The 17,581-nt window shown below is 54.6% G+C and carries 15 protein-coding genes and 2 pseudogenes; 13 read left to right on the top strand and 4 right to left on the bottom strand.

The window, feature by feature from the left end; genetic code table 11:
- Window positions 1-60: 60 nt before the first annotated feature.
- The 10 genes from dhaK to OGX94_RS15140 all read left to right on the top strand — a co-directional run bounded on the left by dhaK (window position 61) and on the right by OGX94_RS15140 (window position 11,743).
- Window positions 61-1,131: a dihydroxyacetone kinase subunit DhaK gene (gene dhaK, locus OGX94_RS15185; RefSeq protein ID WP_003833521.1), complete on the top strand. Its 1,071-nt coding sequence runs from the start codon at window positions 61-63 to the stop codon at window positions 1,129-1,131.
- A gap of 11 nt (window positions 1,132-1,142) precedes the next feature.
- Entirely contained in the window at window positions 1,143-1,775 is a 633-nt protein-coding gene (dhaL, locus tag OGX94_RS15180; RefSeq protein WP_020996617.1) for a dihydroxyacetone kinase subunit DhaL, read from the top strand.
- Between the two features lie 10 nt (window positions 1,776-1,785).
- Complete coding sequence (gene dhaM, locus OGX94_RS15175; RefSeq protein ID WP_193134060.1) at window positions 1,786-3,216, top strand: dihydroxyacetone kinase phosphoryl donor subunit DhaM; 1,431 nt, start codon at window positions 1,786-1,788, stop codon at window positions 3,214-3,216.
- A gap of 170 nt (window positions 3,217-3,386) precedes the next feature.
- On the top strand, window positions 3,387-5,099 hold the full coding sequence (locus OGX94_RS15170; RefSeq protein WP_193134061.1) for an alpha,alpha-trehalase: 1,713 nt from the start codon (window positions 3,387-3,389) through the stop codon (window positions 5,097-5,099).
- Between the two features lie 207 nt (window positions 5,100-5,306).
- The gene (locus OGX94_RS15165; RefSeq protein WP_257661929.1) at window positions 5,307-6,329 is read left to right on the top strand and encodes an ABC transporter substrate-binding protein; all 1,023 of its coding nucleotides are present in this window, start codon (window positions 5,307-5,309) and stop codon (window positions 6,327-6,329) included.
- Between the two features lie 26 nt (window positions 6,330-6,355).
- Window positions 6,356-7,315 (top strand): FecCD family ABC transporter permease, encoded by a 960-nt coding sequence (locus OGX94_RS15160; RefSeq protein ID WP_370613464.1) that lies wholly within the window; start codon window positions 6,356-6,358, stop codon window positions 7,313-7,315.
- Window positions 7,312-8,073, top strand: a complete 762-nt coding sequence (locus OGX94_RS15155) for an ABC transporter ATP-binding protein (protein WP_003833537.1) — start codon at window positions 7,312-7,314, stop codon at window positions 8,071-8,073. The genes OGX94_RS15160 and OGX94_RS15155 overlap by 4 nt, the downstream gene beginning before the upstream one ends.
- A 9-nt stretch (window positions 8,074-8,082) precedes the next feature.
- Window positions 8,083-8,895 carry a class I SAM-dependent methyltransferase gene (locus OGX94_RS15150; RefSeq protein ID WP_286569501.1) on the top strand — a complete coding sequence of 271 codons (813 nt, stop codon included), beginning with the start codon at window positions 8,083-8,085 and terminating at the stop codon, window positions 8,893-8,895.
- The gene (gene modD / locus OGX94_RS15145; protein WP_257661926.1) at window positions 8,892-9,749 is read left to right on the top strand and encodes a ModD protein; all 858 of its coding nucleotides are present in this window, start codon (window positions 8,892-8,894) and stop codon (window positions 9,747-9,749) included. The genes OGX94_RS15150 and modD overlap by 4 nt, the downstream gene beginning before the upstream one ends.
- Window positions 9,750-9,772: 23 nt before the next feature.
- Window positions 9,773-11,743, top strand: a complete 1,971-nt coding sequence (locus tag OGX94_RS15140; protein WP_286569500.1) for a TonB-dependent receptor plug domain-containing protein — start codon at window positions 9,773-9,775, stop codon at window positions 11,741-11,743.
- Window positions 11,744-11,784: 41 nt separating this feature from the next.
- Here the strand turns inward: OGX94_RS15140 and OGX94_RS15135 are convergent, their stop codons facing one another.
- Window positions 11,785-12,039 carry a GlsB/YeaQ/YmgE family stress response membrane protein gene (locus OGX94_RS15135; RefSeq protein WP_003020908.1) on the bottom strand — a complete coding sequence of 85 codons (255 nt, stop codon included), beginning with the start codon at window positions 12,037-12,039 and terminating at the stop codon, window positions 11,785-11,787.
- Window positions 12,040-12,240: 201 nt separating this feature from the next.
- Here OGX94_RS15135 and ycgR point away from each other — a divergent pair, with 201 nt between their 5' ends.
- Window positions 12,241-12,975: a flagellar brake protein YcgR gene (ycgR, locus tag OGX94_RS15130; RefSeq protein WP_003833545.1), complete on the top strand. Its 735-nt coding sequence runs from the start codon at window positions 12,241-12,243 to the stop codon at window positions 12,973-12,975.
- A gap of 11 nt (window positions 12,976-12,986) precedes the next feature.
- On the opposite strand, the gene emtA is transcribed toward ycgR, so the two are convergent.
- Complete coding sequence (gene emtA, locus OGX94_RS15125; RefSeq protein ID WP_003020914.1) at window positions 12,987-13,598, bottom strand: membrane-bound lytic murein transglycosylase EmtA; 612 nt, start codon at window positions 13,596-13,598, stop codon at window positions 12,987-12,989.
- Between the two features lie 98 nt (window positions 13,599-13,696).
- On the opposite strand from emtA, the gene ldcA reads away from it, so the two are divergent.
- Both ldcA and OGX94_RS15115 read left to right on the top strand, forming a co-directional pair.
- On the top strand, window positions 13,697-14,611 hold the full coding sequence (ldcA, locus tag OGX94_RS15120; protein ID WP_003833548.1) for a muramoyltetrapeptide carboxypeptidase: 915 nt from the start codon (window positions 13,697-13,699) through the stop codon (window positions 14,609-14,611).
- Window positions 14,612-14,708: 97 nt separating this feature from the next.
- Window positions 14,709-16,424, top strand: a pseudogene (locus OGX94_RS15115) (potassium/proton antiporter); the annotation flags it as partial.
- Here OGX94_RS15115 and OGX94_RS24985 read toward each other — a convergent pair.
- Together OGX94_RS24985 and dadX are read right to left on the bottom strand one after the other, a co-directional pair.
- Window positions 16,383-16,496, bottom strand: a pseudogene (locus OGX94_RS24985) (hypothetical protein); the annotation flags it as partial. The pseudogenes OGX94_RS15115 and OGX94_RS24985 sit on opposite strands and share 42 nt — an antisense overlap.
- Window positions 16,497-16,505: 9 nt before the next feature.
- Window positions 16,506-17,576: a catabolic alanine racemase DadX gene (gene dadX, locus OGX94_RS15110; protein ID WP_286569497.1), complete on the bottom strand. Its 1,071-nt coding sequence runs from the start codon at window positions 17,574-17,576 to the stop codon at window positions 16,506-16,508.
- Between the last annotated feature and the right edge of the window lie 5 nt (window positions 17,577-17,581).

Genomic DNA, 17,581 nt, shown 5'->3' with positions numbered 1-17,581 from the left:
CTACATCAGATGCCTGCCCGAATTTGGCAGCCATCCAGGACTGTCTGCGGAGCATAAATAATGAAAAAATTGATCAACCGTGTTGAAGACGTACTGAATGAACAACTCGCCGGACTGGCGAAAGCGTATCCTTCCCTGGCATTGCATCAGGATCCGGTATATGTCACCCGCGCAGATGCGCCGGTGATGGGCAAAGTGGCACTGCTTTCCGGTGGCGGCAGCGGACACGAACCTATGCACTGCGGCTACATTGGTCAGGGCATGCTCTCTGGCGCCTGCCCGGGTGAGATTTTTACCTCACCCACGCCGGATAAAATGTTCGAATGCGCCATGCAAATTGACGGTGGCGAAGGCGTGCTGCTGATAATCAAAAATTACACCGGCGACATTCTTAATTTCGAAACCGCTACCGAGCTGCTGCACGAAAGCGGTGTCAAAGTCACCACCATGGTGGTGGATGACGACGTGGCGGTGAAAGACAGTTTGTATACCGCCGGTCGACGTGGCGTGGCGAATACCGTATTGATCGAAAAACTGGTCGGCGCGGCCGCCGAACGTGGTGATTCGCTGGAAGCCTGTGCGGCGTTGGGCCGTAAGCTGAATAACCAGGGCCACTCCATTGGCATAGCCATTGGTGCCTGTACCGTTCCAGCCGCCGGACAACCGTCTTTCACGCTGCAGGATAACGAAATGGAATTTGGCGTAGGTATCCACGGGGAACCGGGCATAGACCGTCGCCCCTTCACCTCTCTCGATCAGACCGTTGATGAAATGTTCGATACCCTGCTGGAAAACGGTAACTACAGCCGTACACTCCGCCACTGGGACAACGTCCAGGGCGCGTGGCAGGAAGGTAAAGAAAGCAAGCGGGCGTTACAGAGTGGCGATCGCGTTATTGCGCTGGTCAATAATCTCGGCGCGACGCCGTTGTCTGAACTCTTCGGCGTATATAACCGCCTCGAAAGCCGTTGTCAGGATGCAGGCATTGTCATTGAGCGCAACCTGATCGGCTCTTACTGTACCTCTCTGGATATGACCGGTTTCTCGATCACCCTGTTACAGGTAGATGACGAAACGCTGAGCTTATGGGATGCACCGGTTCACACCCCTGCTCTCAACTGGGGTAAATAAGGAGATTTATGATGTCCCTCAACAGAACGCAAATTGTTAACTGGCTCTATCGTTGCGGCGAGATCTTCACCACAGAAAGTGATTTTCTCACCGGACTTGACCGGGAGATCGGCGATGCCGACCACGGTCTGAACATGCATCGTGGTTTCAGCAAAGTCGTTGAAAAGCTGCCGTCCATCGCAGACAAAGACATCGGCTTTATTTTGAAAAACACCGGTATGGTGCTGCTCTCAAGCGTCGGCGGGGCCAGTGGACCGCTGTTTGGCACCTTTTTTATTCGCGCCGCTCAGGTGACTCAGGCTCATCAAAGCCTGACGCTTGAAGAGCTGTATCAAATGATGCGTGATGGCGCAGAAGGTGTGATTAGCCGCGGTAAGGCTGAACCTGGCGACAAAACCATGTGCGACGTCTGGCTGCCAGTAGTCGAGTCCTTACGCCAGTCCTGCGAGCAGAAACTGAGTGTACAAGCAGCGCTGGAAGCGGCAAGCCAGCAAGCGGAAGCCGCAGCACAAAGCACCATCACCATGCAGGCTCGCAAAGGCCGTGCCAGCTATCTTGGTGAGCGCAGTATTGGGCATCAGGATCCCGGCGCAACATCGGTGATGTTTATGATGCAAATGCTGGCTCAGGCGTCCAGAGAGTAAGGATAAAGCGATGGTAAACCTGGTTATTGTTTCTCACAGCGCCCAACTGGGCGAAGGCGTCGGCGCGCTGGCCCGGCAGATGTTAATGGGCGGTGATTGCAAAATCGCCATTGCCGCAGGCATTGACGATCCTGAGAATCCGATTGGCACCGATCCGATCAAGGTGATGGAAGCCATCGAGTCCGTGGCCGATACGGACCACGTGCTGGTGATGATGGATATCGGTAGTGCATTACTGAGTGCGGAAACCGCGCTGGAACTGCTCGACCCTGGCATTGCCGCCAAAGTGCGTTTGTGCGCAGCACCACTGGTTGAAGGCACACTGGCCGCGACGGTTAGCGCCGCCGCGGGTGCTGATATCGATCGGGTCATCCGTGATGCCATGAACGCCCTCGACGCCAAATGTGAGCAACTGGGTTTACCTTCGCCATCCGCAGCGAAACCCGCATCTGCTGTACAGTCTCCCGATGCAGATGCCCGTTCTGTTGCCATTGTGGTGAAAAACCCTAACGGCATCCACGTTCGCCCGGCTTCGCGGCTGGTTTCCTCCTTGTCTGGTTTTAACGCCGACATGTGGCTGGAGAAAAACGGCAAGTGTGTGGTTCCTGATAGCCTGAATCAGATAGCTCTGCTGCAGGTTCGCTGTAATGACACGCTGCGCCTGATTGCCAAAGGCGAACAGGCAGAGGATGCGCTAGCCGCATTTAAACAGCTGGCAGCAGAGAATTTTGGTGAATCGCTCGAGTCCGCTAATGCTGATAACAAGGCAGCTCAGGCTCCCTCAAAAGTCACGGGGACGGCATTCTGTTACACGCCATTCTCGCCCGAGGTAAACCCGCAGTTAGCCGCATCGCTCCAGGCTGAGCAGCAGCGATTACAGACCGCCATCCAAAGTACGCTGAACGATCTGAGCGAACTCACCGCACTTGCTGAAGAACGATATTCCGCAGATATCGCTGCCATCTTCTCCGGTCACCACACGCTGTTGGACGATCCTGAACTTTTTGAAATGGCCTGCGATGTAATGCGCGAAAAGCAGTGCAGCGCCGCCTGGGCCTGGCATCAGGTGCTGAGCGATCTCAGCCAGCAGTATTTACAGCTCGATGATCCTTATCTGCAGGCGCGATACATTGATATTGAAGATTTGCTGTCTCGTTCACTGCAGCATTTGACGGGAGAGAGCGCACAAATTCCCGCATTTTTGCGCCCCACTATCCTGGTCGCTGATATCATTTATCCGTCTACGGTACTGCAACTCGATCCGAAGACCATCAAAGGTATCTGCCTGCGGGACGGCAGCGAAGCCTCGCATCCGGCGATTATCGCTCGTGAAATGGGTCTGTGCTGGATGTGTCAGCAAGGCGCGGCTCTCGATAGCATCAAGATGGGCGATACTCTGACCATTGACTGTGTCACACAGCGGATAACCCGCGCAAACTGATTCCGAAGCACACCCTTTCCAACAAAGGGTGTGCTTCTTCTCTATTCACGTCGGGAAATGTCTGTTTATTCGCAAAATGGGGAGCCGATCACGCGCAACGGTCATTCCTGAACTAAGGTTTTCTCATGGTAAATGCCGCTACTTCGGCACGCCGCTAAGGAGATTAACCGATGATAACGCCAGCAACTCGCCATCCTGGCCTGCTCTCTGTTGCAATAAAACTGACGCTCGCAAGCACCTTTTTTGCCCTTTCCTCTTTTACCGTCAACGCCGAGGACGCACCAGCCGCTACGCCTGCGCCGCCTGATATTCTGCTTGGTCCCCTGTTTAACGATGTACAAACAGCCAAACTGTTTCCTGACCAGAAAACCTTTGCCGACGCGGTGCCAAACAGCGATCCATTAATGATCCTTGCCGATTACCGGATGCAGAAAAACCAGTCCGGATTCGACTTACGCCATTTTGTGCAAGTGAATTTCACCTTGCCGAAAGACGGCGAGAAATACGTGCCCCCGGCCGGGCAATCACTGCGCGAACATATTGACGGACTGTGGCCAGTACTCACTCGTTCGACCACCACCGCTGAAAAATGGGATTCGCTGCTGCCGCTCCCGGAGCCGTATGTGGTACCTGGCGGGCGTTTTCGCGAAATATATTATTGGGACAGCTATTTCACCATGCTGGGGCTTGCCGAGAGCAATCACTGGGATAAAGTCTCGGACATGGTGGCAAACTTCGCTTACGAGATTGATTCCTGGGGACACATTCCTAACGGTAACCGCACCTACTACCTGAGCCGTTCGCAACCGCCGTTCTTTGCCTTTATGGTTGAACTGCTGGCGCAGCACGACGGGAATGATGCGCTGAAAAAATACCTCCCGCAGATGCTCAAAGAGTACAGCTACTGGATGGAGGGCATCGAAACACTCCAGCCCGGTCAGCAAAATAAGCGCGTGGTTAAACTGGATGACGGCACCATTTTGAACCGCTACTGGGATGAGCGCGATTCGCCTCGGCCAGAGTCGTGGGTAGAGGATATTGCCACCGCTAAAAGCAACCCAAACCGCCCGGCCACAGAAATCTACCGCGACCTGCGTTCAGCTGCCGCGTCCGGCTGGGATTTTAGTTCCCGCTGGATGGACAATCCTAATCAGCTGGGCACTCTGCGCACCACCAGCATCGTTCCGGTCGATCTCAATGCGTTGATGTACAAAATGGAAAAAATGATCGCCCTCGCCAGCAAGGCTGCCGGTGATGATGCCAAAGCGGCGCAGTACGATGGCTTCGCTAATGCCCGACAAAAAGGGATCGAGAAGTACCTGTGGAACGACAAAGAAGGCTGGTATGCCGACTACGATCTGAAAAGCCACAAAGTACGCAACCAGCTCACGGCCGCCGCTCTGTTCCCGCTGTATGTCAATGCGGCGGCAAAAGATCGCGCCAGTAAAGTCGCCACGGCCACCCAGGCACATCTGCTGCAACCGGGCGGCCTTGCTACCACATCAGTGAAAAGCGGCCAGCAGTGGGATGCCCCCAACGGCTGGGCTCCGCTCCAGTGGGTCGCCGCATCCGGGTTACAGAATTACGGTCAGGATAACGTCGCCATGGACGTAACCTGGCGATTCCTCACCAATGTTCAACACACCTACGATCGCGAGAAAAAGCTGGTTGAGAAGTATGACGTGAGCACCACTGGAACCGGCGGTGGTGGCGGTGAGTATCCGTTGCAGGATGGTTTCGGCTGGACCAACGGCGTAACGCTGAAAATGCTCGACCTGATTTGTGCCAAAGAAAAACCCTGTGACAACGTCCCCGCATCACGACCGACCCCGGCAAGTACAACGCCAGTCGAGCCTAAAAAACAGACTCAACCGACGCCTTAACGTCATTACATGAGTCGTTTTACACCCTGAATCCGCGCTTCGTCGCGGATTTTTCTGTCATATTTTTCGCCATTTAAGCTGTCTCTATCCCCTCTAGCCCTTATGGGGTATCCGGTGTTTTCATCCGTGAGAATTTGATTCTGAACATGTTTTTATTCGCTGTATATGTAAATATATAGCGATTTTGTAACCTTCAGGATACCGATAATGCCACTGACAAGACGGATGTTTGCCCAACTCGTGGCATCTGCACTGCTGCTACGCCATCTTCCCGCGTTTGCTCAAACGCCGCTGACCGTGGCCATTGGAGACTCTCCGAAGCCAGAGAAAACCCAACGCGTGGTCAGTGCTGGCGCGCCCGCTGACATGCTGCTGCTGGCCGTCGCACCGGAAAAAGTGGTGGGTTTTTCCTCCTTTGATTTCTCTCGCCAGACCGCCATTCCGTTTCACGACGATATTCGGACCTTGCCGAAACTCGGCAGGCTGGCGGGCCGCTCCAGCACGCTCTCGCTTGAAGCACTCCTGGCGCTTAAACCCGACCTGGTTATTGACTGTGGTAATGCCGATGAAACCTGGCTTTCTCAGGCCAGACAAGTGAGCGCACAAACACACATTCCCTGGCTGCTGATTAACGGCGAACTGCGCCATACCCCAGAACAGTTGCGCGCAGCCGGTGAAGCATTGGGCGTCGTCTCGCGTACCGCAATGCAGGCCGCACTGGCCCGTCGATTTATCGATGATGCGATGGCTTTCTCGCATACCCCCGCGGCGAATCTGCGTTTTTATGCCGCGCGCGGTGCCAGAGGACTGGAGACAGGTTTACAAGGTTCTCTGCATACCGAAGCGGCAGAACTGCTGGGGTTGCACAATGTGGCGCACATCCCCGGACGACAGGGGCTCACACAGGTCTCAATGGAAAATCTGCTCAGCTGGCAGCCGGATATTATCCTGGTACAGGATGCGGTGACAGCGCAGTTCCTACGAGAAGATCCGGTCTGGCAAGGAGTCAAAGCGGTTGCTGACCGGCGCATTCTGTTTCTCAGCGGTCTGCCGTTTGGCTGGCTGGATGCACCTCCCGGCATCAACCGTTTACTGGGGTTACGCCGCCTGCACGCCTGGCTTGATCCTCAGGTTAACGCGAGCTTTAAAGCTGATATGCAGCGCTACAGTGAGTTGTTCTGGCACACCACGCTAAGCGACGCACAGTATCAAAGGTTGGTGGCTGCCTGATGAGAACATCTACCCTCGGTTTTCTGATGATTGCTGCGGTGGTGCTTTGCGCGAGCGTCGCCGCGGTATCAGGCGCGTATCACCTGGATGCACAGCAGGTTCTGAATCTCGTGGCCGGTACAGATGGCGTTCCAATGCAGGACAAAATCGTCTTCTGGCAAATCCGCCTGCCACGCATACTGGCTGCATTGCTGCTCGGCGCGGCGCTGGCGGGCGCAGGAACCACCTATCAGGGCATGTTCCGCAACCCGCTGGTCTCGCCGGATATTCTCGGCGTGGCAGCGGGTGCGGGTTTAGGTGCCTGTTTAGCAATCCTGTTAGGTTTACCGATCCTGTTCATTCAGCTGTATGCGTTCATGGGCGGTTTATTCGTGGTCGCCGGTGTCTGGTTAATTACCCGACGAGTCAAGCGACACGACCCGGTGTTAACACTGGTGCTGGTCGGGATTGCGCTGGGTACGGTATGCGGTGCGGGAATTTCACTCATCAAAACGCTGGCCGACCCGTATACCCAACTCCCCTCTATCACTTTCTGGCTGCTTGGCGGTTTATCGACGATCACGCTGCACGACCTGTGGTTCTCGGCACCGCTGATCTTCGCAGGACTCGTCCCGCTATTGCTGCTGCGCTGGCGCATGAACCTGCTCACCCTGTCGGATGATGAAGCACGATCGCTTGGGATCAACGTCTCGCGATTGCGGCTGGGACTGATCGTCTGCGCTACGTTAATCACCGCCTGTACCGTCGCCATCGCGGGCATTATCGGCTGGATTGGGCTGGTTGTGCCGCACATCGGCAGACTCCTCAGTGGCAATAACCACCAGCAGTTGCTGCCAGTTTCCATGGGGATCGGCGCCATTTTGCTACTGCTCACCGATACTCTTGCCCGCACGCTGAGCAGCACAGAAATCCCGCTGGGGATCCTGACGGCATTTATTGGCGCACCGTTCTTTTTGCTGCTTTTGCTACGGGGAAATCGCCCATGACGCTTCTGACCCTCCGCCATGCGTCGTTGGGATACCACAGTCACCAGCCCGTGTTACGCGATGTCTCATTTCAGGTTTCGCCCGGCTCCGTCTGTTGTCTGATTGGGGCCAACGGCAGTGGAAAAACCACCCTGATGCGCACCATTCTCGGCGTTCTTTCGCCGCTTCACGGTGACATTCTGCTTGATGGCGTCGCCATAAATCATCTCAGCGATCGGCAACGCGCCGCCGCTATTGCCTGGGTTCCTCAGGCACATGACGGCGCGTTTGCCTTCACTGCGCTGGACATGGTGATGATGGGGCTGGCCCCGCAATTGGCGGCATTTGCGGTTCCCGGCGCTAAAGAGCGTGAAAATGCGCACCAGCAGATGACGATGCTGGGAATCTCTCACCTGGCGCCCCGACGCTGGAACACGCTGAGCGGCGGAGAGCGGCAACTGGTGTTAATTGCCCGCGCGCTGGCGCAGCGTCCGCGTCTTTTGTTGCTGGATGAACCCGCTTCCAGCCTGGATTTTGGGCATCAAATCCGTCTGCTCGACACGCTAGTGACGCTGAAAAACTCGGGTATGGCCCTGCTGATGTCGACCCATCATCCGTTGCACGCCCGGGCAATCGCCGACAGCGTGGTACGCGTTGAACCGAACGGTGCAGTGTCGCAGGGGCTTCCTGAACAGCAGCTCGCCACCGATCGTCTGGCAGCGCTGTATCGCGTTACACCGTCACAAATCGCCCATCACCTCTTTGGCTCACACAACTAAGGAATAAGAATGCTCATTGACGACATTGATTTTGCCGATCTTTACCGTAAACAGTTACAGCTGGCGAACAGAACCGAGAAAAAACCGGAGCACTGGGATAAGCGTGCGGAAAAAATGGCAGAGAATTGCGCCTCATTAACCGACAGCTATCTGCTACAGCTGTTGGGAAAAATCGACCTGAAAGCGGCGGAGTCGCTGTTTGATATGGGCTGCGGTCCCGGTACGGTTTCGCTGGCGTTGGCTAAAAAGATGCCAATAGTTTACGGAGTAGATTATAGCCAGGGAATGCTGAGCGTAGCTGCCCGCCGCGCTGCGCAAATGAACGCCCGTCACGTACAGTGGGTGCAGCGGGCCTGGGAGGAACACTGGGATGATTTACCCCAGTGCGATATCGCCGTCGCTTCGCGCTCTACGCTGGTTGCCGATATGCGCCAGGCGATGACCAAACTGAATAATCAGGCCCGACTGCGGGTTTACACCACTCATCTCGTCAGTTCATCTTTCGTTTCCCCCACAATTCAGCGTGCACTGGGCCGCGAAGTGATTGAGCTTCCCAACTATATCTATGCGCTTAATGTCCTGTATCAGATGGGGATCCACGCGCATGTTGATTTTATCCGCGGACCCAACTGCCAGCAGGACAACAGTACCTGGACGCGTTTTCTGGAAAACGTGCGCTGGAGTATGGGTGAACTGAGCGCCGACGAGGTCGAACGTCTGGAAACCTGGTATCAACAGCAGGATCCACGCACGATTGCCCCCGCCAGCCGTGACTGGGCGCTTATCTGGTGGGACAGCGTTCCGCGGGAGGCACTGCAATGATCTACTTTTCGCAGGCGCAAACCGACGCACTGCTGCTGGAAGATATTCAGGGCGGCGACCTGACTACCCGCGCGTTGGGTATTGGCGCACAGCCGGGCGTTATGGAATTTTACCATCGCCAGGGCGGGTGCGTTAGCGGCACCGCAGTTGCCAGGCAAATGCTCGCCTCATTAGGGCTGACCATCAGCGACATGGTTGCCGATGGTGAACAGGTAAGTGCAGGACAGCGATTGATTTGCGTACATGGGAATGCGGCGGCGCTGCATCAGGGCTGGAAAGCGGTACAAAATGTCCTGGAATGGAGCTGCGGGGTTTCGGGCTATCTTGAGTGCATGTTGAGCCAACTGCGCCAACGCTATCCTGATGGGCAGATTGCCTGTACCCGCAAAGCCATTCCCGGCACGCGTTTGTTGGCGACTCAGGCAATACTCGCCGCGGGAGGCATTATCCATCGCGGAGGATGCGCCGAAACGGTACTGCTGTTTGCTAATCACCGTCATTTTCTTACCAACCCAAACGACTGGGCCGGCGCGATTGCGCGCTTACGCAGCCATGCGCCAGAAAAAAAGATCGTGGTTGAAGCAGATACACCAGATGAGGCATTAGCCGCGCTTCGCGCCGCGCCTGATGTCCTGCAACTCGACAAATTTACCCCTGAGCAAGCAACAGAAATTGTCCGCCAGGCACCTTTTCTGGCCCCCCATTGCACGCTGGCGCTGACTGGCGGCATTACCCTCGCCTCGCTGCCGAGTTATCTCGACTGTGGCATCAGACTTTTCATCACTTCCGCGCCTTACTACGCTCCGCCTGCGGATATCAAAGTTAGCCTGAGCCCGGACGCACGTGGCATATAACATTAATAAATGGACTAAAAATAATGAATTTCAACAAAAGTTGTCTTTACACAGCCCTGTCGTTTGCTTTCGCGCACAGTGCTTTTGCTGGGCAGGAAAGCGAAACCATGACCGTCTGGTCAAGCCCGGCCTCCGCGGCAACCACTACGGTTCTCGGCCAGGAAACGATGCAGCAACTGGATAAGCAAAACGTGGCGCAGGCGCTGAGCGTTGTCCCCGGCGTCGTGCTGCAAAAGTCAGGCAACCGCAATGAGCAGCAGGTGAAGGTCCGCGGTTTTGACAGCCGTCAGGTTCCCGTCTATTTTGACGGCGTGCCGGTATACATCCCCTATGACGGCAACCTAGATTTAGGCCGTTTTCTGACCTCCGATATCGCTTCGGTTGAAGTCTCCAAAGGCTACTCGTCTCTGCTACAAGGGCCGAACCAGATGGGCGGCGCCATCAATATCACCACCAAAAGACCTACCAAACCGGTTGAAGGCAGCATTGGCTATCGCCAGGGCTGGAGTCGTAGCAAAGACAACGCCCACGATATGCATGCTTCATTTGGCGCCAGCAACGATCTCGGTTACATCCAGCTCAGCGGCAGTCAGTTGAAGCAGGATTTCCTTGGGTTACCGCACGGCGTGGACAACCCTATTGCGGGCAGCAACGGCAAGATTGCCAACTCCTCCGCCGATGATAAACGCGGCATCGTGAAGCTGGGCTTTACCCCACGTGGTGATGACGAATATGTGCTGACCTATATTAATCAGGACGGTGAAAAAGATAACCCGCCGTACGCTGGAACCAGCAGTCAGAAATCACGCTACTGGCAATGGCCACAGTACGATAAAGAGAGCTATTACTATCAGGGTACTACCCATCTGGGCGACAGTTTTACCCTGAAAAGCCGTCTGTATCGCGACACATTTGAAAATACGTTGATGATGTACAACTCGCTTGCCGATCTGAAAAACAAAAAAGGCAGCTACAGTCATTATTCAGACTATAGCGATGGGGCTGGTCTGCAGCTCGCTGCGGATATGCGTGAAAACGACCAGCTCTCTTTCGCGGTGAACTGGAAGGATGATGTTCACCGCGAGAAAGGCGCACCTAATGCGTCTTACGACCGTTACGAAGACCGCACCTGGTCCGTTGCCAGCGAATACCAGTGGGCAGCGGCGGATAATGTCGATGTGGTGGCGGGAATAAGCTATGACTGGCGCGACAGTCTGGAAGGCATGAAGCACGAAAAAAATGGTAGCGTCACCCACTATGATGACAACAATCAGTCGGCCTTCAACTGGCAGATGATGACCAAATATCACTTCGATAATGCTGACACATTAGCGCTGTCCTACTCTGACAGAACGCGTTTCCCTACGCTTAAAGAGCGCTACACCACCTCGAAACCGGCCTATAACCAGGTGGCGCTGGTCAATCCGCAGCTTAAACCGGAACGCGCTCGCAGCGTGGATCTGACCTGGAATGGTTCACTTGGCAAAGACTGGGGATTCGAAGCCAGCGTCTATTACAACCGCATCAGCGATGCCATTCTTTCACACAATATTGATGCCGATACCATCCAGAATCAGAACAGCGGCCGGGTGGATTACACCGGTCTGGATGCAGGCGTTAAAGGTAAAGTCTTTGATATGCTGGATGTTGGGCTGAGCTATGGCCTGATTCATGCGGATGTCAAACGCAGCGACATCGGCAAAATAACCGATTTGCCGACGCAAACCCTCACCGCATGGATGACGCTGAAACCGTGGGATCCGTTGAGCATTACGCTGTCTGAAGAGGCCCGCTCGTCGAGCTATAGCAATAGCGACGGCTCGCAGAAAGCCGCAGGTTTCGCCATTACCCATTTACGCGCCGACTACGCCATCGGTCACGGGTTTAGCGTCAACGCTTCGGTCAATAACCTGTTCGATACACAATACGTGTACAGCGAAGGATTTATCGAAGAAGGCCGTAATTACTGGGCTGGGATTGAGTACCAGTTCTGACTTAGCCATATAGAGAAACGGCCCCCACAGGGGCCGTTCGATTAATCTCGTCGTACAAGCCGGAAGACACCCAGCACAACAATCGCGCCGACCACGGCCACCAGGAAGCTGTGGAGATTAAACCCGCTGACATCGCCGCCAATACCAAACATCGTTGCCAGCCATCCACCGACCACAGCACCAACGACACCCAGAATACAGGTCAGGATAAATCCCCCGCCATCGCGCCCCGGCATAATCAGTTTGGCGATAACCCCCGCAATCAGACCAAAAATAATCCAGGCAATAATTCCCATTTTCAGGCCCTCTTTCCAGTGAACGCACGCGCAAGACATTCCTGCGCCAGCACTTAAAGTATAGGCAAGCCGTCGCGACATGCTTTTATCACGCAGACTTAATTCATTGGGTTTGGTAAAAAATTTCATCCATTTGTATTAAGTTCCGTCGATTGATGCCGATAACCCAACGACAAACCAGGCATCCAGGAGTCATTAGGTGTGAGTAACTACAATGAGCAGTTCCTGAAGCAAAATCCGTTAGCGGTGTTAGGTGTACTTCGGGACTTAAAGTCGCAGCAGGTTCCACTGCGTATCTCCTGGTCGGGCGGCCAGTTCATCAGCAAAGTTCTGGCCGTCAGCCCGGACGAGCTGGTCATGGATTTTGGCAGCCAGGAATATGAAAACCAGGCCGTACAGCGGGCCAGCCAGATCTCGATTATCGCCGAAACGCAGGGAGCCAAAGTAGAATTCACCCTGCCACAGTTGAAAAAAGGCGAGTATCAGCAACTGCCGGCGTTTATTTCATCCTTGCCGCCTTCTCTGTGGTTTGTGCAGCGTCGCGAATATTTCCGCATCGGCGCTCCGCTGCACCCTCCCTATCGCTGCACGGCAAAAATGCCGGACAACAGCACGCTGTGCTTTCGCTTATTCGATTTATCGCTTGGCGGTATGGGCGGGCTGTTAGAAACGGCAAAACCAGAAGGACTGGTAGAAGGTATACGCTTCGCGCAGGTTGAACTGAATATGGAGCAATGGGGGGTGTATCACGTTGACGCCCAGCTCATTTCCATTAGCGAGCGCAAAGTTATCGACAGCAAAAACGAAACCATTACCACTCCCCGCCTGAGCTTTCGTTTTCTCAACGTCGGCCCGGCGGTGGAGCGGAACTTACAGCGGATTATTTTTTCCCTTGAACGCGAGGCCCGGGAAAAATCGAATAAGGTGCGCGAGTAAACTCACACGAACTACATCACATCCAGCGCTTGTTGAAGCTTCCAGATATAGCGCGGGGCCTGCGGCGCCGGATGATTGTCCGCAACATGTTCAATAAATTCATCCGGGCTGAGATCGTTGATCTTATTGATGGCTTTCTTCCTGTCGGAAGAGAACGTTCGCAGCAATGCGCCCGCGCCGTTGGCGTACGATACTACCAGCGCATACTGCATCACCTGCGGATCTTCAATCCCGGCCAGCGGCCCGGTTTCGAGAATACTCAGGTATGCGGCCCCCATGGAGATATTGCGTTCGGGGTTTTTCAACTCGCTGGTCGACGGCTCTCCGCTCCAGCCCATGCGGCGATAAACATCGCGTCCTGAAGTTGAGGCTTTCAACTGCATCAGACCAATCGCATTGGACTTACTGACCGCATTCGGATTTCCGCCTGATTCAATGGCAATAATTGCGGTAATCAATTGTGGACTGACACCCCAGGCCGCACCGGCTTTTTCACTGATTGGCATCCATTGCATTGCGCGTTTAACCGGAACTTCAGCATTCCACGGCGGGTTTTTGTAATCATGTTTTGAACTACAGCCCGCAAGTAATACAACCAAAAAAGCAAACCATCTCAATTTCACGTCATCTATCCTTATAGCCGGAACCTGTCGCTGAGGTGACAACGACATACCTACGCGGCATGATATACATTTGGTTTTAGTTGTAGCAAGGAAATGCCATGTCCCGGTTTCACTTAATTGCCCCGTCGGGCTACTGTATCAATCAGCAGGCTGCCTTACGTGGGCTTGCGCGTCTTACTGAGGCCGGTCATCAGGTCGACAATTCAGCAGTCATTGCGCGCCGCTGCCAGCGTTTTGCAGGTACAGAGGCAGAAAGGCTTGCTGATGTTAACTCGCTCGTTAATCTGAAAACCCCCGATACTATTGTGATGGCGGTACGCGGCGGCTATGGCGCGAGCCGTTTACTGGCAGAAATTGACTGGCAGGGGCTGGCAGCCCGCCAGCAACAAGATCCGTTGCTGCTGTGCGGACACAGCGATTTTACGGCGATCCAGTGTGGTCTGCTGGCACAGGGGAATGTGATTAGCTTCAGCGGCCCGATGCTGGCGGCGAACTTCGGCGCCGAAGAAATGAACGCATTCACCGAGTACCATTTCTGGCAGGCTTTGCGTAATGCCCAATTTACCCTCGAATGGCAGGGTGAGGGTCCGCAGTGCGCAACTGAAGGTACACTGTGGGGCGGAAATCTGGCGATGATCATTTCGCTGATGGGTACACCGTGGATGCCGGCTATCAAAAACGGCATTTTGGTGCTGGAAGACATTAACGAGCATCCATTCCGTGTCGAGCGTATGCTGCTGCAGCTGTACCACGCCGGAATACTGGCCCAGCAAAACGCCATTATTCTTGGCAGTTTTAGCGGTAGCGCACCCAATGATTACGATGCCGGTTACAATCTTGATTCAGTTTGTGATTTTCTGCGCGCCAGATTGTCAGTACCGTTGATCTGCGGCCTCGATTTTGGCCATGAACAACGCACTGTCACCTTGCCTTTGGGAGCCAATGCGGTGCTGAAAAATGATAAAAACGGCACTCAGCTCACCTTAAGTGGGCATCCGGTACTAAAATCGTAAAAAAAGCGGCTAATAGGGCTAAGTAAAACGCTGTTTCTGTCGTTATTATGGTAGGGTTTATTAATACGAAACAGCGTAATTCAGGAGTAACCGAACGTTGGATGCCGCAGCAATTATTAGCCTTTTTATTTTGGGTTCCGTTCTCGTCACCTGCAGTATCTTACTCAGTTCATTCTCATCACGTCTCGGTATCCCAATTCTGGTGATATTTCTCGCTATCGGTATGTTAGCGGGCGTGGATGGTATAGGCGGCATACCTTTCGATAACTATCCATTCGCCTACATGGTGAGTAACCTGGCACTGGCGGTTATCCTGCTCGACGGCGGGATGCGCACCCAGGCCAGCTCTTTTCGCGTTGCGTTAGGCCCGGCGCTATCGTTGGCGACGGTCGGTGTGCTGATTACTTCCGGACTCACCGGCATGATGGCCGCGTGGCTGTTTCATCTGGATCTTATCGAAGGACTCCTGATTGGCGCGATTGTTGGTTCAACCGACGCCGCGGCGGTCTTTTCCCTGCTTGGCGGTAAGGGGCTTAACGAACGCGTTGGCTCTACGCTGGAAATTGAATCCGGCAGTAATGACCCGATGGCCGTGTTTTTGACCATCACGCTCATCGCCATGATCCAAAACCACGAGACCGGTTTAAGCTGGATGTTCGCGGTGCACATTATCCAGCAGTTTGGCTTAGGCATCATTATCGGTCTTGGCGGTGGATATATGCTCCAGCAGATGATTAACCGCATTTCGCTGCCTGCCGGACTGTATCCGCTATTGGCGTTAAGCGGTGGGATCCTGATTTTTGCCCTGACCACTGCGCTGGAAGGCAGCGGTATTCTGGCGGTTTATCTGTGTGGTTTCCTGCTGGATAATCGCCCTATTCGCAACCGGTTTGGCATTCTGCAAAACTTCGACGGTCTGGCCTGGCTGGCGCAAATCGCCATGTTCCTGGTGCTCGGACTGCTGGTTACGCCATCCGACCTGCTGCCTATCGCAATCCCGGCACTGATTTTGTCTGCGTGGATGATATTCATTGCCCGCCCGCTTTCGGTCTTCGCGGGACTGCTGCCGTTTCGTGGCTTTAATTTGCGAGAGCGCATTTTCATCAGTTGGGTGGGTCTGCGCGGTGCGGTACCCATCATCCTCGCCGTCTTCCCAATGATGGCGGGTCTGGAGAACGCGCGCCTGTTCTTTAACGTCGCCTTCTTCGTGGTACTTATCTCGTTGCTGTTTCAGGGAACGTCGCTTTCATGGGCTGCTAAAAAAGCCAAAGTGGTGGTCCCTCCCGTCGGCTGGCCCGTGTCGCGCATTGGTCTGGATATTCATCCGGATAACCCGTGGGAGCAGTTTGTTTATCAGCTCAGCGCGGATAAGTGGTGTGTGGGCGCCGCACTGCGCGACCTGCATATGCCGGAAGAAACGCGAATAGCCGCCCTGTTTCGTGACAACGTGCTGTTTCACCCCTCCGGCAGTACGCGTCTTCGCGAAGGCGATGTATTGTGTGTTATTGGCCGCGAGCGCGATCTCCCGGCTCTTGGCAAGCTGTTCAGCCAGTCGCCACCTGTGTCGTTAGACCAGCGCTTCTTCGGTGATTTTATTCTTGAAGCCAGCGCAAAATATGCCGATGTGGCGCTGATTTATGGCCTGGATGATGGCACCGAATATCGTGATAAGCAGCAAACGCTGGGTGAAATTGTCCAGCATCTGCTTGGTGCCGCGCCGGTCGTCGGTGACCAGGTGGAATTCGCTGGTATGATCTGGACTGTGGCCGAGAAAGAAGATAATGCAGTGCTGAAGGTTGGTGTTCGCGTTGCTGAAGATGAGGATGAGTAAAGCGGATGTTTTTGCCGGGTGGCGGCTGCGCCTTACCCGGCCTACAAAATGCACTAAATAAAGTTACACCGTCACAACTGGCACGCGCAGCGCCAGAGAACACATTAACTCGTAGCCTACCGTACCTGCGGCGGTGGCCACATCGTCAATTTTAATCTCTTTGCCCCACAGCTCTACCGGCGTCCCGATCCCTGCCTGCGGGCACGGTGTCAGATCTACCGCCAACATATCCATTGAGACTGTCCCCACCGTCCCGGTACGTACACCATCCACCAGCACAGGCGTTCCGCTTGGCGCATGGCGTGGATAACCGTCTGCATAGCCGGTCGCTACAATGCCAATGCGCTGCTCGCCCCTGGCAGTGTAACGTCCACCGTAGCCCACCCGATCGCCAGCTTTCAGCGTTTGTATGCCGATTATCTCGCTGCTCAAAGTCATCACTGGCTTCAGGCCGGTGTTAGCGATGTCTCGCCATTGTCCCGAAGGCGATGCGCCATACAAAATAATGCCCGGACGAACCCAGTCATAATGCGCTTCAGGGTGCCACAGCGTGGCGGCCGAATTCGACAGCGATCGTCTGCACTCCAGCCCTTCAGTTGCCTGCACAATACGCGCCATAGCTTCCTGAATACCTTCCGGGTGCTCTGCATCGGCAAAATGCGACATCAGCGTCATTTCACCGACGTTGGGCATCGCCCGCAGCTGTTGCCATACCGTGGGAACTCTTTCCGGTAAAAACCCAAGCCGGTTCATACCACTGTTCACCTTCAGGTAAACATCGAGCGGCGCCTTCAGGCGCGCATTCTGCAATGCTTTTAGCTGCCAGTTACTGTGTACACAGGTGGTTAGTCGATAATTGTCATATACAGTCAGGTCTTCAGCGTGGAAAAACCCCTCCAGCATGAGTATCGGGCCTTTCCATCCACGCTCGCGTAGAGTTATCGCCTCTTCAAGATTGAGCATGGCAAAACCATCGGTTGTGCCCAACGCATTCCAGACGCGTTCAATACCGTGTCCATACGCATTGGCTTTTACCACCGACCAGACGCGGGCGTCCGGCGCGGCCTGGCGGGTAATGGTCAGATTTTGTTTCAACGCCTGCAGGTCAATGCTGGCCAGTATCGGGCGGGTCATCTCAC

It is taken from the genome of Citrobacter sp. Cpo037 (assembly GCF_030332945.1).
Lineage (GTDB): Bacteria > Pseudomonadota > Gammaproteobacteria > Enterobacterales > Enterobacteriaceae > Citrobacter > Citrobacter portucalensis.
Note: the sequence above shows the minus strand (reverse complement) of the source record. Positions and strands in the feature narration are given on the sequence as shown.